Origin of the sequence: Microbacterium sp. NFH-22A-Y, assembly GCF_021401375.1 — a bacterium.
GTDB lineage: Bacteria > Actinomycetota > Actinomycetes > Actinomycetales > Microbacteriaceae > Microbacterium > Microbacterium hominis.
This window is the reverse complement of the sequence record NZ_JACBGF010000002.1, coordinates 499503-520412: the sequence shown is the minus strand read 5'-3', so window position 1 is coordinate 520412 and position 20910 is coordinate 499503. Positions and strand designations below refer to the sequence as shown.

The 20910-nt window shown below is 73.4% G+C and carries 17 protein-coding genes; 10 read left to right on the top strand and 7 right to left on the bottom strand.

The window, feature by feature from the left end:
- Nucleotides 1-33: 33 nt before the first annotated feature.
- Both L0965_RS08300 and L0965_RS08295 read right to left on the bottom strand, forming a co-directional pair.
- The gene (locus L0965_RS08300) at nt 34-846 is read right to left on the bottom strand and encodes a helix-turn-helix domain-containing protein (protein ID WP_232783938.1); all 813 of its coding nucleotides are present in this window, start codon (nt 844-846) and stop codon (nt 34-36) included.
- Between the two features lie 55 nt (nt 847-901).
- A complete protein-coding gene (locus L0965_RS08295) occupies nt 902-1564 on the bottom strand; it encodes an NUDIX hydrolase family protein (RefSeq protein WP_060958379.1) in 663 nt (220 codons plus the stop codon).
- Between the two features lie 117 nt (nt 1565-1681).
- Between L0965_RS08295 and L0965_RS08290 the strand changes: the two genes are divergently transcribed.
- From L0965_RS08290 to L0965_RS08275, 4 genes are all read left to right on the top strand, one after another.
- Nucleotides 1682-2362, top strand: coding sequence for an alpha/beta hydrolase (locus tag L0965_RS08290; protein ID WP_101306912.1), 681 nt, complete (start codon nt 1682-1684; stop codon nt 2360-2362).
- Between the two features lie 231 nt (nt 2363-2593).
- Nucleotides 2594-4189: an ABC-F family ATP-binding cassette domain-containing protein gene (locus L0965_RS08285; protein ID WP_101306913.1), complete on the top strand. Its 1596-nt coding sequence runs from the start codon at nt 2594-2596 to the stop codon at nt 4187-4189.
- Between the two features lie 207 nt (nt 4190-4396).
- Complete coding sequence (locus L0965_RS08280) at nt 4397-9199, top strand: ATP-dependent helicase (RefSeq protein ID WP_101306914.1); 4803 nt, start codon at nt 4397-4399, stop codon at nt 9197-9199.
- Nucleotides 9200-9244: 45 nt separating this feature from the next.
- Nucleotides 9245-10018 (top strand): DNA-formamidopyrimidine glycosylase family protein, encoded by a 774-nt coding sequence (locus L0965_RS08275; RefSeq protein ID WP_101306915.1) that lies wholly within the window; start codon nt 9245-9247, stop codon nt 10016-10018.
- A gap of 465 nt (nt 10019-10483) precedes the next feature.
- Here the strand turns inward: L0965_RS08275 and L0965_RS08270 are convergent, their stop codons facing one another.
- The gene (locus tag L0965_RS08270; protein ID WP_060958371.1) at nt 10484-11146 is read right to left on the bottom strand and encodes a YitT family protein; all 663 of its coding nucleotides are present in this window, start codon (nt 11144-11146) and stop codon (nt 10484-10486) included.
- An 89-nt stretch (nt 11147-11235) separates the two neighbouring features.
- Here L0965_RS08270 and L0965_RS08265 point away from each other — a divergent pair, with 89 nt between their 5' ends.
- From L0965_RS08265 to L0965_RS08245, 5 genes are read left to right on the top strand one after another with little or no spacing between them, the layout of a single operon-like run.
- Entirely contained in the window at nt 11236-12201 is a 966-nt protein-coding gene (locus tag L0965_RS08265; protein ID WP_060958370.1) for a phosphodiester glycosidase family protein, read from the top strand.
- 5 nt (nt 12202-12206) lie between these two features.
- Nucleotides 12207-13361, top strand: a complete 1155-nt coding sequence (locus tag L0965_RS08260; RefSeq protein WP_101307280.1) for a bifunctional glycosyltransferase family 2/GtrA family protein — start codon at nt 12207-12209, stop codon at nt 13359-13361.
- 39 nt (nt 13362-13400) lie between these two features.
- Entirely contained in the window at nt 13401-13808 is a 408-nt protein-coding gene (locus L0965_RS08255) for a transferase (protein WP_061782438.1), read from the top strand.
- A 51-nt stretch (nt 13809-13859) separates the two neighbouring features.
- Nucleotides 13860-14606, top strand: coding sequence for a LysR substrate-binding domain-containing protein (locus L0965_RS08250; RefSeq protein ID WP_101306916.1), 747 nt, complete (start codon nt 13860-13862; stop codon nt 14604-14606).
- A 45-nt stretch (nt 14607-14651) separates the two neighbouring features.
- Nucleotides 14652-15377 (top strand): GMP synthase, encoded by a 726-nt coding sequence (locus L0965_RS08245; protein WP_101306917.1) that lies wholly within the window; start codon nt 14652-14654, stop codon nt 15375-15377.
- Between the two features lie 13 nt (nt 15378-15390).
- Here the strand turns inward: L0965_RS08245 and L0965_RS08240 are convergent, their stop codons facing one another.
- Both L0965_RS08240 and treZ read right to left on the bottom strand, forming a co-directional pair.
- Nucleotides 15391-16218, bottom strand: coding sequence for a TspO/MBR family protein (locus tag L0965_RS08240; protein ID WP_101306918.1), 828 nt, complete (start codon nt 16216-16218; stop codon nt 15391-15393).
- A 96-nt stretch (nt 16219-16314) separates the two neighbouring features.
- Nucleotides 16315-18048 (bottom strand): malto-oligosyltrehalose trehalohydrolase, encoded by a 1734-nt coding sequence (gene treZ / locus L0965_RS08235; RefSeq protein WP_101306919.1) that lies wholly within the window; start codon nt 18046-18048, stop codon nt 16315-16317.
- An 82-nt stretch (nt 18049-18130) separates the two neighbouring features.
- On the opposite strand from treZ, the gene L0965_RS08230 reads away from it, so the two are divergent.
- Nucleotides 18131-18958: a DUF4344 domain-containing metallopeptidase gene (locus tag L0965_RS08230; protein ID WP_157831646.1), complete on the top strand. Its 828-nt coding sequence runs from the start codon at nt 18131-18133 to the stop codon at nt 18956-18958.
- A 70-nt stretch (nt 18959-19028) separates the two neighbouring features.
- Here the strand turns inward: L0965_RS08230 and L0965_RS08225 are convergent, their stop codons facing one another.
- The gene (locus tag L0965_RS08225; protein ID WP_061782442.1) at nt 19029-20246 is read right to left on the bottom strand and encodes an amidohydrolase; all 1218 of its coding nucleotides are present in this window, start codon (nt 20244-20246) and stop codon (nt 19029-19031) included.
- Entirely contained in the window at nt 20243-20890 is a 648-nt protein-coding gene (locus L0965_RS08220; RefSeq protein WP_060958363.1) for a VOC family protein, read from the bottom strand. The genes L0965_RS08225 and L0965_RS08220 overlap by 4 nt, the downstream gene beginning before the upstream one ends.
- Between the last annotated feature and the right edge of the window lie 20 nt (nt 20891-20910).

Here is a 20910-nt window from a genome sequence, read left to right as displayed (position 1 = left end):
CGCACCGAGGGCTCGACGGCTACGACGGTCGGTTCAGCGGCGCCCGAACAGGGTGTCGGCCACGGTCGGACGGAAGTGCCGGGCGACGTAGGTGAGCGCCTCGTCCACACCGAAGGCGCGCGTCGAGTTGCCGACCCGCACCCAGAGCTCCTTCGCGGCGCCCTGGGTCACGAAGACGGGCTCGGCGGCGCGCGGACACCGCACGGCGCAGACCGTGCGCCCCTCGACCTCTGCGAAGCGGATGCGGGGCATGGCGGCGGCGTTCTTGCCGAGGCTCGCCGCCAGCATGTCGCGCAACCACAGCTCGAAGCGGTCGGCGTCGGGGGTGCGCAGCGTCGCGAAGTCGCGGTCGAGGCCGTGGACGCGGCCGTCGTCGTCGACGCCGATCACGAGGGTGCCGCCGGCACTGTTCAGGAACGCGGCGACGGTCTTGGCCACGACCTGTTCCATGCGGGCGTCCTTCTTGTCGTCACGGACGTTCCAGCGCGCCGTCTCCTTGAACTCGACCTGCTCGCTCTCGCCCTTCTCGAGCAGCGCGGCGACGTCGATGGCACCGTCGCGGCGCACGATCGCGGCGATGCCGGCGACGACGAAGGACAGTCCCAGGCTCGTTCCCGCGGCCAGCAGCAGCGACGTCGGCATCCACAGTCGCAGCCCGAAGAAGAACCAGCCCGCGAGGAACAGCCCGAGGCTCACCCCGAGCAGGGAGACGATCGTCATGACCGACAACGGCAGGGAGAGGCGGGCGCCGAAGATGCGGCGGAGCACCCACGCGATGACGAAGGAGAGCAGCAGCGCGAGCGGGAGGGCGCCGGCGAAGTCGACCAGCATCTCGCTACGGGGCACGGTGATCACCTCTGAATCGGGGCGGGGGCGGGGTGAGGGTGAGACGGGCGGTGCGTCAGCGCAGAGCGCCGACGCTCGCCAGCGCCAGACGGATGAGGGTCGAGCGGCCGCCCTCCATCTCGGCGGCCAACGACTCCGACGACGCCTCTTCCGGGGTCATCCAGGTGACCTCCAGCGCGTCCTGACGCGGCTCGCAGGTGCCCGTCACGGGGATGACGAAGGCGAGGGAGACCGCATGCTGGCGATCGTCGTGGAAGGCGCTGACGCCCGGCAGCGGGAAGTACTCCGCCACCGTGAACGGCACGGGCTGCGGCGGAAGCTGCGGGAACGCCATGGGGCCGAGGTCGTTCTCGAGGTGGCGGAAGAGGGCGTCGCGCACCGTCTCGCCGTAGCGGACGCGCCCCGAGACGATCGAGCGGGTGATCTCCCCCAGCGGCGTCGCGCGCAGCAGCACGCCCACCTGCGTGACCGCACCGACGCCGTCGGTGCGCACCGGAACGGCCTCCACGTACAGGATCGGCAGTCGCCGACGCGCCTCGGCCAGCTCGATGTCGGTCAGCCACCCCGGGTTGGCGGCGCTGCCCGGCGTGGGCGAGCCGAACGAGCCGTCGCCCATCGGGTGGCCCGGACGCCCGCCGCCGAAGCCGCGGAGCGGATCGCGGGGGGTCCCGTCGTCGTCGCGTTCGTTCGGATCGGGGTCGGGGGTTCGAACGGCCATGCCTCATGTATACCCGCACCTCCGGTCGCCCCGTGTCCGCGACGCCCGTCGACGCCGGCGGTCGGGTGCCCCCGCGAGCACGGCCGCGGTGTCGGCGGAGGCTGAGAGGATGTCGGTATGAGCGCGATCGCGATCGACGACGACGCCGTCCTGTGGTCGGCGCCCACCGCCGAGCGCGCGGGCCGACCGCTGCTGCTGCTCCTGCACGGGTACGGCTCCGACGAGCGCGACCTGTTCGGCCTGGTCCCGTTCCTGCCCGATGCGTATGTGTTCGCGGCCGTGCGCGCACCGCTGTCGCCGCCGTTTCCCGCGCCGGGCTGGTCCTGGTACCCCATCGAAGGTCTCGACGGCCGCTCGAGCGGGGCGGTGACCGACGCCGCTGAGGCGCTGATCGCGTGGGTGGAGGCGGCGACGGATGCCGAGACCATCGGCATCCTCGGCTTCTCGCAGGGTGCGGCCGTCGCCCTGCAAGCCCTTCGGCTGCGGCCCGAGCGGTTCGCGTTCGCCGTCAATCTCGCGGGATACGTCGACCCGTCGCCGCTGCCCGCCGACGCACGGCTGGCCGAGCGGCGCCCCCCGGTCTTCTGGGGACGCGGCGCCCGCGACGAGGTGATCCCGCCCGCCGCCGTCGCCCACACCGTCCAATGGCTCCCCGAGCACGTCGAGCTCAGCGGTCGGGTCTACACGGGACTCACCCACAGCGTGTCGCAGGAGGAGCTCGACGACGTCCGCGTGTTCCTGCAGAAGCGCCTCGACGACGTCGCCGCCGGCCGCCCTGGCGAGGGCGCCGCGGGCTGAGGTAGGCTGTCCGGGTTCCTGTCCCGAGTGTGAGGAAGACCGTTGAAGGGTTTCGACGCCGCGCTGTGATCCCGCGCTGAGCCGTCGACCCTCCGTCCCTCCTCGGACACCGGGTTCTCCGACGCGTCGGCGCATCCTTCCGCGCCGGCCGTCGACCCTCCCGTCGTCCCGGGAACGGTGTCGTGCGCGCCTGCGCCCCGACATCGTTCACGACATCGACAGGAGGCTCCCATGCCCCACCCCTCACCCGCGGTCGTCCTCGACCGCCTCACCTTCGCCTGGCCCGACGGCACGATCGCCGTGGACGACGTCTCCGGCGCGTTCGGCACCGGCCGCACCGGGCTCATCGGGCGAAACGGCACCGGCAAGTCCACCCTGCTCGCACTCATCGCGGGACGCCTCGTCCCGGCATCCGGCGCCGTCGTCCGCACCGGCGCCGTCGAGATGCTGGCCCAGCGGCTCGACCCCCGGACGCGCGTCGCGGACGTGCTCGGCGTGGCCGGCGCCCTCGACGCCGTCCGCGCGATCGGCGCCGGCGACGTCGATCAGCGTCACTTCGACACGGTCGGCGCCGATTGGGATGTCGAGGCGCGCGCCGTGGCCGCCCTCGCCGAGGCCGGCCTGCCGCCCGACGCGCTGGATCGTCGCGTGGGAGAGCTCTCCGGCGGCGAGGCGATGCTCGCGGCGATCGTCGGCATCCGACTGCGCGGCGCCCCGATCGCTCTGCTCGACGAGCCCACCAACAACCTCGACCGCGACGCCCGCGCCCGCGTCCACGAGCTGGTGCGGGGCTGGCGCGGGACACTCATCGTGGTCAGCCACGACACCGCGCTGCTGGATCTCATGGACGACACGGCGGAGCTCTACGACAACGAGCTGACGACGTTCGGTGGACCCTACTCGCACTGGCGCGCTGCGCACGAGGCGGAGCAGGCGGCGGCGCGGGAGGCCGAGGCGGCGGCGCGTCAGCACGTGCGGCGCGAGAAGCGCGACCGCATCCATCAGGAACAGGTGCTCGCGACGCGGGCCGCGGTCGGCAGGAAGGCGTCGATGGACAAACGCGCGCCGAAGATCGTCATGGGTGGGAAGAAGCGTGCCGCCCAGGTCTCGGCCGGCCGCCTCCGCGTGGAGGCGCGGGGGAAGGAGGAGGACGCCCGCGCCGCGCTCGACGTCGCGGAGCGTCGCGTCCGCGACGACGAGTCCGTGCACATCGACCTGCCCGACCCGCGGGTGGCCGCCGGCCGCCGCATCGCGACGATCCGCGATGCGGAGCGGTCGTGGACGGTGCAGGGGCCGGAGCGGGTGGCCCTGGTCGGTCCGAACGGCGCCGGCAAGACGACGCTGCTGGAGCGCCTCGTCGGCGACGGTCGTGGCACCCCGACCGATGTGGATGCCGTGGCCCACACCGACCGGATCGGCTACCTCTCGCAGCGCGTCGACGGCCTGGACGACGAGGCGTCGCCGCTGGTGAACCTGCGGCGCGCGGCGCCCGGGGTCGGCGACGTCGAGCTGCGCAACCGCCTCGCACGGTTCCTCCTGCGCGGCGACACGGTGCTGCGGCCCGTGTCGGCGCTGTCGGGCGGCGAACGGTTCCGGCTGGCGCTGGCCTGCCTGGTGATGGCCGACCCGCCGCCCCAGCTGCTGGTGCTCGACGAACCGACGAACAACCTCGACCTCGACACCGTCGATCAGCTCGTCGCGGCGCTGTCCGCGTTCCGCGGCGCCGTGCTGGTCGTCAGCCACGACGACGGCTTCCTGCGCCGCATCGAGCCCGACCTCGTCCTCGAACTGCGCGACGGCCGGCTCGCCGAGTCTGTGGTGGGCTGAGCGGGTGAGCTGGGGCCGCCCGGGTGGCACGGCTGGTCGAGCCGGCCGGTCGAGCCGGCACGGACGGCCGTATTCAGTCTCCCCGGGTGCCGCAGCGGCGCTGGACCGCCTGATTCCGGGCCCGCCACCGCCCGATGACGCCGCGGAGACTGAATACGGAACACGCGCCGCACCCCGCGTGTCGGCGGTCCGCGGGATGATGGATCGATGGCCGATGTGCTGGAGCGGTTCGGTCCTGCGACCCAGGACTGGTTCCGTGGCGCCTTCGCCCAGCCGACGACCGCGCAGACCGGGGCATGGGAGGCGATCTCGGCCGGCAAGCACGCCCTCGTGGTCGCCCCCACCGGCTCGGGCAAGACCCTGTCGGCGTTCCTGTGGGCCATCGACCGGGTGTTCCGGGAGAAGGCCGCCGCCCCGGCCGACGGTACGGCCCCCGCGGGCGTCGCGCCCGCCGGGGCGGCCAGAAAGAGGCCGCCGAAGAAGGATGCCGCGGGCACGCGCATCCTCTACATCTCGCCGCTGAAGGCCCTCGGCGTCGATGTGGAGCGCAATCTCCGCTCGCCGCTGGTGGGCATCGGCCAGGCCGCGCGCCGTCTCGGCATCCCGTTGCCGGAGGTGACCGTCGGCGTGCGCTCGGGCGACACACCCGCCGCCGACCGCCGCAAGCTCGTCACCGATCCGCCCGACATCCTCATCACGACACCCGAGTCGCTCTATCTGATGCTCACCTCCCAGGCGGCCGAGACCCTGCGCGACGTGCACACCGTGATCGTCGACGAGGTGCACGCCGTCGCGGCCACCAAGCGGGGCGCCCACCTGGCGGTGAGCCTCGAACGGCTCGACGCCCTGCGCCGCGGCGACGATCCGGATCGCCCTGCCGCGCAGCGGGTGGGGCTGTCGGCGACGGTGCGCCCGATCGACGAGGTGGCGCGCTTCCTGGGCGGCTCCGCCCCGGTCGAGATCGTCGCTCCGCGCGCCACGAAGGCGTTCGATCTGCGCGTCGTCGTGCCGATGTCGGACATGCTCAACCCCCCGCCCCCGCCGGAGCACCGCCCGGATGACGACGCCGAGGGCGCGACGGCGGCGGATGCCGAGGGTGACGGCGACTGGTTCGCGCCGTCGCCGCCCACGGAGATCACCGGATCGGTGTGGCCCCATGTGGAGGAGGCGATCGTCGACCGGGTACTCGCGCACCGCTCGACGATCGTGTTCGCGAACTCGCGGCGGCTCGCGGAACGACTGACCGGGCGCCTCAACGAGATCTACGCGGAACGCCTCGGCCTCGAGCTGCCCGATGCGACGGTCCCCGCTCAGACGATGGCGCAGGCGGGCGCGAGCGCCGGCGCCCCTCCGGAGCTCGCGAAGGCCCACCACGGCTCGGTGTCGAAGGAGCAGCGCGCGCAGGTCGAAGACGAGCTGAAGCGCGGCATCCTGCGCTGCGTGGTCGCGACGAGCTCGCTCGAGCTCGGCATCGACATGGGCGAGGTCGACCTCGTCATCCAGGTGGAGGCACCGCCGTCGGCGGCGTCCGGACTGCAGCGCGTCGGCCGCGCCGGACACCAGGTGGGCGAGGTGAGCCGCGCCGCGCTGTTCCCGAAGCACCGCGGCGACGTCCTGCACACCGCGGTGGTCACCGAGCGGATGCTGGCGGGGCAGATCGAGGCCATCGCTGTGCCGCAGAACCCGCTCGACATCCTCGCCCAGCAGACGATCGCGGCCTGCGCCGTCGGCCCGGTCGACGTCGAGGGCTGGTTCGAGACCGTTCGCCGTTCGGCGCCGTTTCGGACCCTCCCGCGCTCGGCATACGAGGCCACACTCGACCTGCTCGCGGGCAAGTACCCCTCCGACGAGTTCGCGGAGCTGCGCCCGCGCGTCGTCTGGGACCGCGATCACGGCACCCTGACGGCGCGCACCGGTGCGCAACGCGTCGCCGTGACGAGCGGTGGCACCATCCCCGACCGGGGCCTGTTCGGGGTGTTCGTCGCCGGCGAGACCCGCAACGCACGCGTCGGCGAGCTCGACGAGGAGATGGTCTACGAGTCGCGGGTGGGCGACGTGTTCACCCTCGGCACCACGAGCTGGCGGATCGTCGAGATCACGCATGATCGCGTCAACGTGCTGCCCGCGTTCGGCCAGCCGGGCAAGCTGCCGTTCTGGCACGGCGACGGCCTCGGACGGCCCGCCGAGCTGGGCGAGGCGCTGGGGCGTTTCTCCCGCGAGGTCGCCGCCGCGGGCTCCGAGAAGGCCACCGCGCGTCTTCGCGACTCGGGGCTCGACGACAACGCCATCGGCAACCTGCTGGCCTATCTCGACGAACAGAAGGAGGCGACGGGCAGCCTCCCCACCGACCGCACCCTGACGGTCGAGCGTTCCCGCGACGAGGTCGGCGACTGGCGCATCATCCTGCATTCCCCGTACGGCATGCACGTCCACGCGCCCTGGGCTCTCGCCGTCAACGCGCGCATCCGCGAGCGGCTCGGCGTGGAGGGGTCGGCGGTCGCGAGCGACGACGGCATCATCGCGCGCGTGCCCGATGCCGAGAGCGAGCCGCCGGGAGCCGATCTGTTCGTCTTCGAACCCGACGAGCTGGAACGGCTCGTGACCGACGAGGTGGGCGGCTCGGCGCTGTTCGCCTCGCGCTTCCGCGAGTGCGCCGCCCGCGCCCTGCTGCTGCCCCGCCTCAACCCCCACAAGCGCTCGCCACTGTGGCAGCAGCGGCAGAAGTCCGCGCAGCTGCTGGAGGTCGCCAAGAACCATCCCACCTTCCCGATCATCCTGGAGACGCTGCGCGAGGTGCTCCAGGACGTCTACGACCTGCCCGCCCTGCTGCGCATCGCGCGGTCGATCGGCGACCGGCGCATCCGCCTCGTCGAGACCACGACCAGCCAGCCGTCGCCGTTCGCACGCGATCTGCTGTTCGGATATGTCGGCGCGTTCATGTACGAGGGCGACTCGCCGCTGGCCGAGCGCCGGGCCGCCGCGCTCTCGGTGGATCCCGCGCTGCTCGGCGAACTGCTCGGCAAGGTCGAGATGCGGGAGCTCCTCGACCCCGCGGTGATCGCGCAGTTCGAGCGCGAGGCGCAGCGGCTCGATCCGTCGCGCCGCGTGAGCGGCGTGGAAGGGGTGGCCGACCTGCTGCGCCTGCTCGGGCCCCTGGATGCCGCGGAGGTCGCGGCCCGCCTCGAGGCCCCCGACGTCACGCCGGCCCCCGCCGGGGACGAGACGGATCCGGCCGCGGACGCTGCTGCGACGGACGCGGCTGCGGCACAGACCGTGGCGGCGTCCCTGCTCGGGGAGCTGATCGACGCGCGTCGCGCGATCCGCGTCACGGTCGGCGGCGTCGAGCGCGTCGCCGCCATCGAGGATGCGGGCCGGCTCCGCGACGCTCTCGGAGCGGCGCTTCCCGTCGGCATCCCCCTCGCCTTCCTCGAGCCCGTCGCCGACCCGCTCGCCGACCTCGTCGCCCGCCACGCCCGTACCCATGGCCCGTTCCGGACCGCGGACGTCGCCGCGCGCCTCGGCGTCGGCACGGCGGTCGCGCGGCAGACGCTGCAACGCCTGGAGTCGCAGGGGCGCGTGTCGGCGGGCTTCTTCCTGCCCGACGCCGCCGCCACCACCGACGGACGCGCCCCCGCGGACGACCTGGAGTGGTGCGACAGCGAGGTGCTGCGACGCCTGCGGCTGCGATCCTTGGCGGCCATCCGCGGCACGGTCGAGCCGGTCGCCCCGGAGTCGTACGCGCGGTTCCTGCCCGCCTGGCAGCACGTGGCCGGGTCGGCCGGCGGCCGTCCGATGGAGGGCGTCGACGGAGTGCTCGCCGCGATCGAGCAGCTCGCGGGCGTCCCCCTCCCGGCGAGCGCGTGGGAGTCGCTCGTGCTGCCCGCGCGGGTCAGCGACTACACGCCCGCGATGCTCGACGAGCTCACCTCGACGGGCGAGGTCGTCTGGTCGGGGCACGGCTCGCTGCCGGGGCGCGACGGGTGGATCGCGTTGCACCCGATCGACGCCGTGCCGCTCACCCTCGCCCTGCCCGACGACCCCGAGCCGCCCACGGAACTGGAGCAGCGGATCCTCGACGCGCTCGGCGCGGGCGGCGCCTTCTTCGCCGGCCAGCTCGCCGGTATGACGTCCGCCCTCAGCGAGCAGGCGGTCGTCGAGGCGCTGTGGAACCTGACCTGGACCGGACGGGTGACGAACGACACCTTCGCGCCGGTGCGCGGCCTGCTCGCCGGCGGATCGCAGGCGCATCGCACGACGCGGCGCACGCCGCGGGCGCGGATGTTCCGGGGCACCTCGATCGCGGCGACCGTCACGGCACCGCGGGCGGCACCCCCGCGCCCTCCCCTCGTGGGCGGCCGGTGGTCGCTGCTGCCGCAGCCGTCCGCCGACGCCGCGCTTCGCGCCGCGGCATCCGCGAGCCTGCTGCTGGAGCGCTATGGCGTGGTCACTCGCGGGGCGGTGCAGGCGGAGGGGGTGCCCGGCGGCTTCGCGCAGACCTACCGTGTGCTGGCGGGTTTCGAGGATGCGGGCCACTGCCGTCGCGGATACTTCATCGAGAAGCTCGGGGCGGCCCAGTTCGCGGCATCCGCCACCGTCGACCGCCTGCGCGAGTACGCCGCGCTGCCCGATCCCGCGCCGCTGCGGGCGGTGACGCTCGCCGCGACCGATCCCGCCAACCCCTACGGCGCCGCGCTCGCGTGGCCGGCGCTGGAGGCGGTCGCGCACCGGCCGGGACGCAAGGCGGGAGGACTCGTGACGCTCGTCGACGGCGCCCTCGTGCTCTATCTCGAACGCGGCGGACGTTCGGCGCTCGTGTTCAGCGATGACGACGACGTGCTCGCCGCCGCCGCCGCCAGTCTCGTCGACACGGCGCGACGCCGGCACCTCGACACCCTGACCGTCGAGCAGGTGTCGGGCGCGTTCGTCTACGGCACGCCCGCCGGACGGGCGCTGCAGACCGCGGGCTTCGTCGAGTCCAGCCGTGGCCTGACCCTGCGGTGGCAGCGGTGACCCGCGGGGGCGCCGGAAGCGGCCGCGCGATCCACGGAGGGGCGCATGCCTGAGGGCGACACCGTGTTCCGCACCGCCCGACGGCTGCACGAGGCGCTCGCGGGCGCCGAGGTGACCCGCTTCGACCTGCGCGTGCCGCGGTACGCCACGGCCGACTTGACGGGTGAGCTCGTGCACGAGGTCGTGCCGCGGGGCAAGCACCTGCTGATGCGCATCGGCGGCTTCACCCTGCACTCGCACCTCAAGATGGAGGGCCGCTGGCTCGTGTTCCGCCGCGGCGAGCGGTGGCGCTCCCCCGCCTTCCAGGCGCGCGCCATCGTCGGCACCGCGCAGGTGGATGCCGTGGGCTTCGAGATCGCGATGGTCGACCTCGTCCCCACCAGCGAGGAGGACGCCCTCGTCGGCCACCTCGGTCCCGACCTGCTCGGCCCCGACTGGGACCCGGCCGAAGCGGCGCGCCGCCTCTCCGCCGATGGGAGGCCCGTGCACGTGGCGGTCCTCGATCAGCGCAATCTCGCCGGGCTCGGCAACGAGTACGCCAACGAGCTGCTTTTCGTCCGCGGCATCCTGCCGACGACGCCGGCCGCCGACGTGGATGTCGCGGGTCTGGTGGACACCGCCGCGCGGATGATCACCGCCAATCGGGACCGACCATCGCGGACCTTCACCGGTGACACCCGACCGGGTCGGCAGAACTGGGTCTATCGGCGCGAGCGCAAGCCCTGCCGGCGGTGCGGCGCGCCCATCCGCCGCACCGAGCTGGGCGCGACCGAGACGAGCGAGCGCATCGTCTTCTGGTGCCCCGTCTGCCAGACGTGACCGCGGCGTCCACCGAGGACGCCGCAGAATCGGAGCGTCGCACCGCATTCGGATGCCGCGGCATCCCCCGACCGCATCCGTGATCACTCTCTGCATGTACTGCAGCCGCGCGGGAGCACGCCCGGCGCCACCACCAGAATCGGACCACGGTCACAGAATCGGATGCCACGGCCCCCACCCTCCGCATCCGTGACCACTCTCCGCATCTGCTGCAGCCACGCGCGAGCACGCCCCGCGCCACCACCAGAATCGGACCACGACCACAGAATCGGATGCCACGGCCCCCACCCTCCGCATCCGCGACCACCCTCCGCATCTACTGCGGCCACGCGCGAGCGCACCCCGCGCCACCACCAGATTCGGAGAGTGGTCACAGAATCGGATGCCACGGCCCCCACCCTCCGCATCCGTGATCACTCTCCGCATCTGCTGAAGCGCGGCGACGGCGACACGCCGGCGCGCGGGTCAGCGACCGAGGTAGCGGCCGGGACGGTGGTTCAGGGCCAGCACCAGGTTGAGGAGCACCGCGCCGGCGGCGCTCATCAGCACGTTCTGCCACGGGACGACCAGCAGCGCGAGCGCGACGATCAGCACGTCGAAGATCATCATCGTCCAGCCCGCCCGGAAGCCCGTGCGGTCCTGGATCTCCAGCCCGATGATGTTGATGCCGCCGACGCTCGCGCGATGGCGGAAGAGGATGAGCACCCCCACGCCCGCCAGCAGGTTGCCGGCGAGGGTGCCGTAGAGCGGCTGCAACCCCTCGATGGGGAAGAGGGCGTCGTGCAGCGGCGCGAACGCCGACACGAGCGCGATGGAGATCACCGTGCGGATCGTGAAGTCCCAGCCCCGACGCCAGACCGCCAGCAGCGCGAAGGGCAGGTTGACCGCGGCGAACAGCACCCAGAACGGCCAGCCGGTCGCGTAACCGAGGAGCAGCGAGAGGCCGGCCGTGCCGCCGGTCACCGCCTGCGCGGCGTGCAGCAGGTGCAGTCCCGACGAGACGAGGAAGGTCCCGGTGAGCAGGCCGAGGATGTCTTCGCCGACCGAGTGATCCTGCGCCTTGGTGTCGAAGACGAGCGTCGGACCGGTGGTCGGGTCGTCATCTGCGGGAGCGGTCACGGCATCCATCTTCGCAACATCCGCGGGGCGCGACGTTCATAGCCGCCGCGTAGCCGCCGCCAAGGGGGCGCCTACCGCGACCGCCGAGGGTGGTCCTCATGAAAAAGCGTGTCAAGCACTCCCTCATCGCCGGTGGGGTCGCGGTCCTGCTCGCCGCGGGGGGCGGGACGGCCTGGGCACTCGACCGGTTCGTCGTCCCCCACGTCGTCGTCTCGGACGTCGCCGCCTACGAGGCGGCGCAGAACGGGACGGCCTCGGCATCCCCCACGGCATCGGCGTCCGCCGACGCGACGAGCACGGCCTCGACGCCCGTCGTCACCGCCACCACCTACACCTCCGACGACGCGGCGATCTCGATCAGCACGCACACCCAGGGCACCGGGGACGCCACGGTCACGTACTACGTCGCCGACATCACGCTGAGCGACGCGACCGCGCTGCGCAGCGCCTTCGCGAACAACCAGTTCGGCGAGAACATCACGGCCCTCGTGAGCGAGACGGCGACCGCCAACGGGGCGGTGTTCGCCGTCAACGGCGACTACTACGGCTTCCGCGACTCGGGGATCGTCATCCGCAACGGCGTCGTCTTCCGCGACGACGGCGCACGCGAGGGCCTCGTCTTCTACAAGGACGGCACGGCGGCGGTGTACGACGAGACGCAGACCTCGGCCGCGGAGCTGCTCGCCGACGGGGCGTGGAACACGTTGAGCTTCGGTCCCGCGCTGGTGGAGGACGGCGCGGTCGTCTCCGGCATCGACGACGTCGAGATCGACACCAACATCGGCAACCATTCGATCCAGGGGGAGCAGCCCCGCACGGCGATCGGCGTCATCGACGAGAACCACATCGTGATCGTGGTGGTCGACGGGCGCAGTCCGGGCTACAGCGCGGGCGTCACGATGAGCGGACTCGCCGACATCATGGTCTCGCTGGGCGCCACCACGGCGTACAACCTCGACGGGGGCGGGTCGAGCGAGATGTGGTTCAACGGCACGGTCGTCAACAAGCCCTCCAACGGGGGCGAGCGCGCGACGAGCGACATCCTCTACATCGCGGCGGGGTGATCGCGATGCACATCGTCCTGATCCCCGCGTACGAACCCGATGGCCGTCTCGTCGACGTGATCGCCGCCCTCACCGCCGCGGCGCCCGAGACGCCCGTCCTGGTCGTCGACGACGGCTCGGGTGAGCGGTTCTCCCCGGTGTTCGCGGCCGCCGCGGCGGCGGGCGCCGTCGTGCTCCGGCACGGACGCAACCGCGGAAAGGGCGCGGCGCTGCGCACCGGGTTCGCTCACGCCGCGCGGGCATGGCCGGGCGCGGCGGTGGTGACGGCGGATGCCGACGGCCAGCACACCCCGGCGGACATCCGCCGCGTCGCCGACGCGGTCGATCCCGACGGCGCGCGGCGTCCGCGGGAACTCGTCGGCCAGTCCGCCGGCTCCACCTCCGGCCCGCGGGCCGGCGCCCCCGCAGCGACGCCGACGGCGACGGCACCGGCGGCGGACGACGCGGCCCGCGCGCGCACGATCGTGCTCGGGGCCCGCGCCTTCTCCGGGGAGGTGCCGCTGCGCAGCCGCGTCGGCAACGGCACCACCCGCTGGGCCTTCCGCCTGGCGACCGGGCAGCGGCTGCGCGACACCCAGACGGGGCTGCGGGGGTATCCGGCCGCGACGCTGCCGTGGCTGCAACAGGTTCCCGGCGACCGGTTCGAGTACGAGCTGGCGATGCTGCTGCGCGCCCGCGGCGCCGGGATCGCGCTCGCGGAGGTGCCGATCGAGACCGTCTACCTCGACGGCAACCGCTCCAGCCACTTCCGGCCGGTGGCGGACTCGGTGCGCGTGTACGGCCCGCTGCTGAGGTTCACGGCCTCGGCGCTGCTCGCCTTCGCGATCGACACCGCCGCGCTGCTCGTGCTGGACGCGCTGACCGGGTGGCTGCTCTTCTCGGTGGTCTTCGCACGTCTGTTGAGCGCCAGCGTGAACTTCGCCGTCAACCGCTCGTTCGTGTTCGGTCGCGCCCGGTCGCTTCCCACGCGCACGACGGCGCTGCGCTACTTCTCGCTCGCGGGGCTGCTGCTGGCGGCGAACTACGGCATCCTCAGCGCCCTGACGGACGCCGGCATCCCCGTCCTGCTGGCGAAGATCGCGACCGAGACGACCCTCTTCGTGGTCAGCTACGGCGTGCAGCGGACGGTCGTGTTCGCCCCGACGCCCGGCCGGGAATGATTCCCGCCCCGACGCGGTTGCGATCACCAGGAGGGATTCGTGGGTAAGAACTACATCGACATCGAAGACGATCGCGGGCAGACGCTCCGCTATCGAAAGCACGTCAACGGCCGCGGGCTGGTCGCGAACGGCGCGAAGGTGCACGCCTCCGCGCTCGTCGAAGCGGGCGCGTATGTCGAACCGGGCGCGCAGATCGCCGCGGGCGCCCACATCGGCCGCGGCGTCTGGATCGAGCCCGACGCGGTCATCGGCCCCGACGCGGAGATCGCCCCGCACGCGCACATCGGATCCGGCGCGGCCATCGGCCCGCGCGCGAAGATCGGTGTCCGCACCGTCGTCGGCGCGCACGCGCGCGTCGCGGGCGGATCGCTCATCGGCGACGACGAGCAGATCGCCGACGGCGAGCGCGTCGCGACCGACCGCCGCGGATTGCGCCTGGCCGCCTGACGCCCGCCCGTCCCGCGTCGTCCGCCGGCCCACCCGGCTACGCTGGCCTGCATGGCAGGCAGTGGTGCGGGACGCGCGAACCGGCGCGGGGGCAGACCCGCCCGCCCGGGTTCGGGGCGCACGTCCGGAGCGCCCGCGGGCGCGGCCAAGAAGCCGCCGCAGAAGAGGCCCGCACCGCCCCCGCCGCCCGTCGAGCCGCACGGCACGTTCCGACTCGGGGCGATCGAGGGCGCGACGCCGGGCACCTGGATCGACCGCTGGCGTGAGCGGATGCCGCGTGTCGCGGTCGACCTGGTACCCCTGGGCATCGCCGATCAGCGTGAGGCGGTCGCCTCGGCATCCGTCGACGCTGCCCTCGTCCGCCTCCCGCTGGATCGCGCGGGGCTGCACGTCATCGAGCTGTACGACGAGGTGCCGGTGGTGGTGTGCGCGGCCGACTCGCATCTGACGGCGGCCGACGAGCTCACGCTCGACGACCTCGACGGCGAGGTCGTCATCGCGCCGCAGCATCCGCCCGTCGAGATCGCGGTGCCCGGAGCGCTCGTTCCCCGGTTCGCGGCACCCGAGAGCGTCGGCGAGGCGATCGCGATCGCCGCGTCGGGGGTCGGCGTCGTGATCGTGCCGATGTCGCTCGCGCGGCTGCACCACCGCAAGGACGCCACGTTCCGCCCCCTCGTCGGCGGACCGGTGTCGACCGTGGCCCTCGCGTGGCCCGTGTCGGCCGACGGCGACAACGGACCGCTCGTCGACGCGTTCATCGGGATCGTGCGCGGGCGCACCGCCAACTCGTCGCGCTGACGTCACACGCGGCCGCGTCGCGGCATCGCCGCCTAGACTCTCCGCATGGCTCCGCTCGTCTACGTGTGCGCGCGCCCCCAGCAGGGCGCGGCGGCCGCCGAGTACGAATCGTTCCGTCTCGCCATGCACCTCGACGAGGGCGATCTGCAACGGTGGGACCTCGTCCGCGACCCGTGGCCGGCCGATGCCGCCGTCCGGTGGCGCGGCGCCGTCGTCGGGGGAAGCCCGTTCAACGTGACCGACCCCGAGTCGGCGAAGACCGCGGCGCAGCGACGTCTCGAAGCCGACCTGGCGCGCCTGGCGGAGGCGGCGGCGGCCGGGGAGACCGCGGCCCTCTTCACGTGTTACGGCATCGGCGTCGCGACCCGCACGCTCGGCGGGGAGGTCACGCGCGCCTACCCCGAGGACACCGGACCGACGGTCGTGAACCTGACGGACGAGGCCCGCCGCGACGGCCTGTTCGGCGCCCTCGCGCCCACCTTCTCGGCGCTCACCGCGCACAAGGAGGGAACGGGGCGGATGCCGGAGGGTGCGGTGCTGCTCGCGACCAACGAGGCCTGCCCCGTGCAGGCCTATCGCCTGGGCGACACGCTCTACGCGACCCAGTTCCACCCCGAGCCCACCGGTCGCGCCTTCACGGAGCGCATGGCGGTCTACCGCGACGACGGCTATTTCGCGGCCCACGACTACGACCGCATCGCCGGGCTGGTGCTCGCCGCCACGCTCACCGAGCCGATGCGCATCCTCCGCGCCTTCTCGCAGACGTTCTGACGCGCGACCCTCGTCAGTCCCCGATGGTCGCGGCGACCGCGCGTCGGCGACCTGCCGCCGCGATCGCCGAGACCAGCACGACGCCGGCCACGACGAAGGCCGCGGTCGCGACCGCGGGGGCGTGCGGCTCGCCGCTCGTGCGCGCGATCCCGATCCACACGAGGCCCCACGACATCGCGAGCGCCGGGGCGATGCGTCCGCCCGATCCGAACGCGACCGCGACACCGACGAGGGCGACGACGACCAGGACGATCACGCCCCACAGCTGCTGACTGTCGGCATCCATCGCGGGCACGACGTCCGCGGCCAGCCAGGCCGTGATGTTGGCGACCGTCGCGAGGCTCACCCAGCCGAGGTGGATGCCGACGGTGCCGTCCATGAGCAGTCGATCGGCCCACGTCTCCGGAGGCGTCCGCACGAGAGCCCGCAGCGTCGCCACCAGGGCGACCAGGAGCACGATGATCGCGATCACCGTGGCCGGCAGCGTGAGGAACTGCGCCGCGAGGAGCCAGCCGCCGTTGAGGACGGCGGTGAGCGCGATCCACCACCCCGCGCGCCGCTGGCGCTCCCGCCCACGCTGTGCGGGCAGGGCCTGCCAGACGGCGTAGGCGACCATGAGGACGTAGACGACGGACCAGATCGAGAACGCCGGCGTCGCCGGCGCGAGCACGGTCGCATCGGCATCCAGTGCGCCGCCCTGCAGGTCGCGGACGTTCGTGCCGCCGAACAGTCCGGTCCCCACCATCGCGGCGATGATCATGAAGACCACCGCGGAGATGACGACGATCTGACGCGCGAGGTCGGCGCCCGTGGGGCTCTGCGTGCCGCGAGAAGTGTCCATGCCATTCACGGTATGGAGGGATGCCGCCGTGCGCCAGGCCCTTGACAGGCACCGCGACGGCGCCCGGCGCACCGGCGATCAGCGAGACACCGGCGGTCAGCGAGACACGGGGCCGACGACCGCGGCGGTGTCCGCCGGGAGCACGAGGGCACCGGCGTCCGCAGCGCCCGCGGGGGCGCCGGACGTGGCGAGCCACACCTCGCGCCCGTCGAGGTCGATGCTCCACGGCTCGGGCGAGAGGTTGACGTAGACGGCCGCGGCGTCGCGGCGGAGCACCCACCGTCCGGGGCCGGCGCTCTCGGCCCCGTGCCCGCGGCGATCCGGATCGGTCAGCTCGGGGCGGGCTCGCCGCAGCCGCGACAGCGCCCGGTACAGCTCCAGCAGTCGCGCGTGCACGCCGGCGCCGGGCTCCGCCCAGTCCAGCTTCGACCGCTCGAACGTCGCGGGATCGTTCGGGTCGGGCACGAGCGCCTCGTCCCAGCCCATCCGCGCGAACTCCGCCGTGCGGCCCGCGCGGGTCGCGGCGGCGAGCTCGGGCTCGGGATGCGAGGTGAAGAACTGCCAGGGCGTCGAGGCCCCCCACTCCTCCCCCATGAACAGCATCGGCGTGCCGGGGGCGGTCATCGTCAGCACCGCCGCCACCTCGAGGCGCTCCGCCGACAGCGACTGGCTGAGCCGGTCGCCGGCGGCGCGGTTGCCGATCTGGTCGTGATCCTGCGCGAAGGTCACCAGGCGCCATGACGGCACCGCGGCGGGGATCGGCGCCCCCCAGTCGCGATCCCGGAACGAGGAGAACGTGCCGTCGTGGTAGAAGCCGTCGGTCCACGTCTTCGGCAGCGCCTGCGGGTCGGCGAAGTCGGCGTAGTACCCCTCCGTCTCCCCGGTGAGGGCGACGTGCACCGCGTGATGCCAGTCATCGACCCACTGCGCGGTGAGCCCGTAGCCGCCGGCCTCGCGCGGAAGGATCATCACCGGGTCGTTGAGGTCGCTCTCCGCGATGAGCGTCAGCGACCGGCCGAGGTGGGCCGACAGCGCGTCGACCCGCTCGGCGATCTCCCGCAGGATGTGCACGGGGCTTGCGGCCGACTCGTGCAGGGCGTGCACGGCGTCCAGGCGCAGACCGTCGACGTGCATGTCCCCGAGCCACATCAGCGCGTTGTCGATGATGTGGTCGCGCACCGCGCGCTGGTCGAGGTCGACGCTCGATCCCCACGTCGTGCTCTGCCCGTCACGCAGGTACGGCCCGAACTCGGGCAGGTAGTTTCCCGAGGGGCCGAGATGGTTGTAGACGACGTCCTGCACGACCGCGAGGCCCGCCGCGTGCGCCGCGTCGACGAAGCGGCGGTACGCCTCCGGCCCGCCGTAGTCCTCCTGCACCGTGTACCAGAGCACGCCGTCGTAGCCCCAGTTGTGCGTGCCGTTGAAGCCGTTCACCGGCAGCAGCTCGACGTGCGTGACGCCCAGGTCGACGAGGTGCGGCAGGCGCCCGATCGCGGCATCCAGCGTGCCCTCGTGTGTGAACGTGCCGACGTGCAGCTCGTAGACGAGTCCCCCGGCGAGCTGACGCCCGGTCCAGGCCGCATCGGTCCAGGCGAAGGATGCCGGGTCCTCCCAGGCCGAGAGCTCGTGCACGCCCCGCGGCTGACGCCGCGAGCGCGGGTCGGGGCGCACGGCACCGTCGTCGAGCACGAAGCCGTACTCGTCGCCGGACGCCAGCGTCAGCGGAGCCGTCCACCAGCCGGCCTCCCCCGCGATCAGCTCGACGTCGTCGAGCCCCGGTCGCCGCAGTCGCACCCGCGCCGCGCGCGGCGCCCACACCTCGATCGTCATGCGACCATCCTGCCGGTCGCGACGAGATCGCCGTGACCCCTTGACCTCGCCCCACGAGCGGTCCTCTGCGAGGATGCTCCCCGTGCACCCTCGTCTCCTCTCCCGCCGCGCCCGCATCGTGAGTGTCCTCGCCGCCGCGACGGCCCTGCTGGCCGGATGCACGGCGCCGGACCCCGGCGCCGTGGCGAGCGGCGCATCGTCCGCCGGCCACGTCGTCGTCGACTACGCGGCGACGACGACACCGGAGAACGAGACCGAACGACGCCTCTTGCAGGACGCCGGGCTCCTCGAGGCCTTCGCCGCGTGGATGGAGGAGACGGTGCGCCTGCCGATGGACATCACCCTCGTCGCGAAGGAGTGCCAGGACGCCAACGCGTTCTACACGGCGCAGGACTCGACGATCACCGTGTGCTACGAACTGCCCGCGAGCGAGCGCGTCTCGCTGCGCGCCGACGGCACCGCCGACGCGGACATCGACACGCAGCTGCTCGAGAGCGCTCGCGAGGTCCTCTTCCACGAGGGCGGCCACGCCCTCGTGGCCGAGCTGGACCTCGCATTCACGGGCCGGGAGGAGGACGTGGCCGACCAGTTCTCCGTCTACGCGCTCACCGGCACCGAGGCCGACACCGACTCGCTGATCACGGTGGCGAAGCTCTACTACCTGCGGGCGCAGGCGGTCACGACCATCGACGAGCTCCCGTTCTCCGACACGCACGGACTCGACGCGCAGAGGTCGGCGAACTTCCTCTGCTACGTCTACGGGGCCGCCCCGGACCGCTACGACTACCTCGTCACCGACGGCGTCCTCGACGGCGACCGCGCCGCCGGGTGTCCGGAGGAGTACGCCCAGCTGACCGCGGGCTGGAGCGCCCTGCTCGCGCCGTTCCGGACCACCTCCGCGACCTCCTGACTCCGGCACCGGGCCCCGCACCGCGGGGCCCGGTGTCGTCGCTTCGCCTGTCTGCGTCCGCGCAGCGCGCTCAGTCCGCCCAGCGGGAGGGGCCGCCGGATGCCGCGAACTCCGCCGCCGCCGCGGCACGCAGCTCGGGGTCGGCCGCGTAGGCGACGGCCGTCGCGGCGAGGGCGGCCGCGGCATCCACGAGCGCGTCGGTCGCGGCCGGCAGCACCGTGAGGTCGGCGAAGGCCGCGTTGTGCGGGAAGACGTCGTCGGGTCCGCCGAGGCCGAGCGACGGGTGGATCGACGGCACGAGCCGGCTGACGTTTCCCATGTCGGTCGACGGTCCGCCCTGCGGCGGCTCGGCCGGCGGCGGGACCTCGTGCCCGCGTGCGGCGAACGCATCCACCCAACGCGAGGTCAGGGCGGTGTTCGTCTGCAGCGGCAGGTACGGCGGGACCGGGTCGACGTCGATCTCGGCGCGCGTTCCCGTGGCGAGCGCAGCACCCTCCAGCACCGCGACGACGCGGTCGGTCAGCTCGCGGAGCGCGGCGACGTCGGCCGACCGCACGTAGAACAGCGCCGAGGCGCGTTCGGGCACGATGTTGGGCGCGGCGCCGCCGTCGGTGATGATGCCGTGGAGGCGGTCGGTCGGCAGGATGTGCTGGCGCAGTTGCGCGATGCTCTGGTACGCCGTCACGACGCCGTCGAGCGCGTTGCGGCCGAGCCACGGTGCCCCCGCGGCGTGCGCGGCGCGGCCGTGATAGGTCACGGCGACCCGCCGCACCCCGGTGGTGCGCTGGCCGAGCACCGAGCTGGTGCCCGATCCGCTCGAGGGGTGCACCATGCCCGCGGCATCGACGTCGTCGAAGCCGCCGGCGCGGATGATGAGCTCCTTGCCGCCGCCGTTCTCCTCGGCGGGGGTGCCGATGAGCGACAACCGCCCGCCGAGGCCGGCGACCACCGGCGCCGCCGCGAGGTACGCGCCCACGGCGACGGCCGCGATCACGTTGTGCCCGCAGGCGTGGCCGATGCCCGGCAGGGCGTCGTACTCGGCGATGATCGCGAAGTGCGGGCCGGATGCCGCGCCTGCCGCGGCCGTGCTCGCGCGCAGGGCGGTGTCGAGGCCGAAGGCGCCGACCTCGACATCCACACCGTGTGCCGCCAGCAGCGACGCGATGCGGGCGACCGACGCGTGCTCCTCGAAGCCGATCTCGGGCTCGTCGTAGAGCTCGCGCGCGAGCCGCTCCAGCTCGGGGCGGAGCCGCTCGACGGCGTCCGCGATCTCCGCGTCGGCGCTCACAGCTCGACGAGCTCGCCGTCGGCGCGGCGCAGCGTGAGCCGGAACCCCGACTCCTCGCCCGCCACGACCTCCGCGACGCCGTCGCCCAGGCCGTACGCGCCCAGGATCGCCTGCAGCGGCGCGGGGTCGGGCTCGGTGCGCACGAGCGAGACCAGCTCGATGGTGGGGATGTCGCTGAGGCCCGGCTGCGGGGTCGTGCCCCAGTCGATGAGGAACGGCACGTCGATGCGACGGTTCTCCCCGCGGGTGAGCCGCCACTCCAGCAGCGTTCCGTCGGGCGTGCGCCGCGAGAGGTCGCTGACGTCACCCGGGTCGTAGCCACCGGCGCGAGCGGTGGCGACCGTCGCCTCGATGTCGGACGGGTGCACCGCGTAGGCCTGCACGCGGGGCGCGGCGAGGGTGGCGATGCCGAAGGTCTCCGGCAGTTCCGGCTCGGGACGCGCCGGGTTCGGGCCGATCAGCTCGATGTACTGCGGGCCGCGGCTGCCGTCGACCGTGAGCGCGACGAGCGCGTTGGCGGTGCCGGTCGGATGCGCGCCGCCGGGCGCGGCGACGACACCGGTGCGCTCGGCGAACCAGTCGACCAGGGCGGCCAGGTCGGGGCCGGCGATGACGACGTGGTCGAGAAGGGTGGGGATGCTCATGGATGTCCTCGCTATCGGGG

Coding starts and splice junctions, on each gene's coding strand:
- L0965_RS08280 (WP_101306914.1), top strand. CDS start 4,397: ATGGCCGATGTGCTGGAGCGGTTCGGTCCTGCGACCCAGGACTGGTTC.
- L0965_RS08275 (WP_101306915.1), top strand. CDS start 9,245: ATGCCTGAGGGCGACACCGTGTTCCGCACCGCCCGACGGCTGCACGAG.
- L0965_RS08245 (WP_101306917.1), top strand. CDS start 14,652: ATGGCTCCGCTCGTCTACGTGTGCGCGCGCCCCCAGCAGGGCGCGGCG.
- L0965_RS08260 (WP_101307280.1), top strand. CDS start 12,207: ATGCACATCGTCCTGATCCCCGCGTACGAACCCGATGGCCGTCTCGTC.
- L0965_RS08295 (WP_060958379.1), bottom strand. CDS start 1,564: ATGGCCGTTCGAACCCCCGACCCCGATCCGAACGAACGCGACGACGAC.
- L0965_RS08270 (WP_060958371.1), bottom strand. CDS start 11,146: ATGGATGCCGTGACCGCTCCCGCAGATGACGACCCGACCACCGGTCCG.
- L0965_RS08290 (WP_101306912.1), top strand. CDS start 1,682: ATGAGCGCGATCGCGATCGACGACGACGCCGTCCTGTGGTCGGCGCCC.
- L0965_RS08250 (WP_101306916.1), top strand. CDS start 13,860: ATGGCAGGCAGTGGTGCGGGACGCGCGAACCGGCGCGGGGGCAGACCC.
- L0965_RS08285 (WP_101306913.1), top strand. CDS start 2,594: ATGCCCCACCCCTCACCCGCGGTCGTCCTCGACCGCCTCACCTTCGCC.
- L0965_RS08265 (WP_060958370.1), top strand. CDS start 11,236: ATGAAAAAGCGTGTCAAGCACTCCCTCATCGCCGGTGGGGTCGCGGTC.
- treZ (WP_101306919.1), bottom strand. CDS start 18,048: ATGACGATCGAGGTGTGGGCGCCGCGCGCGGCGCGGGTGCGACTGCGG.
- L0965_RS08220 (WP_060958363.1), bottom strand. CDS start 20,890: ATGAGCATCCCCACCCTTCTCGACCACGTCGTCATCGCCGGCCCCGAC.
- L0965_RS08240 (WP_101306918.1), bottom strand. CDS start 16,218: ATGGACACTTCTCGCGGCACGCAGAGCCCCACGGGCGCCGACCTCGCG.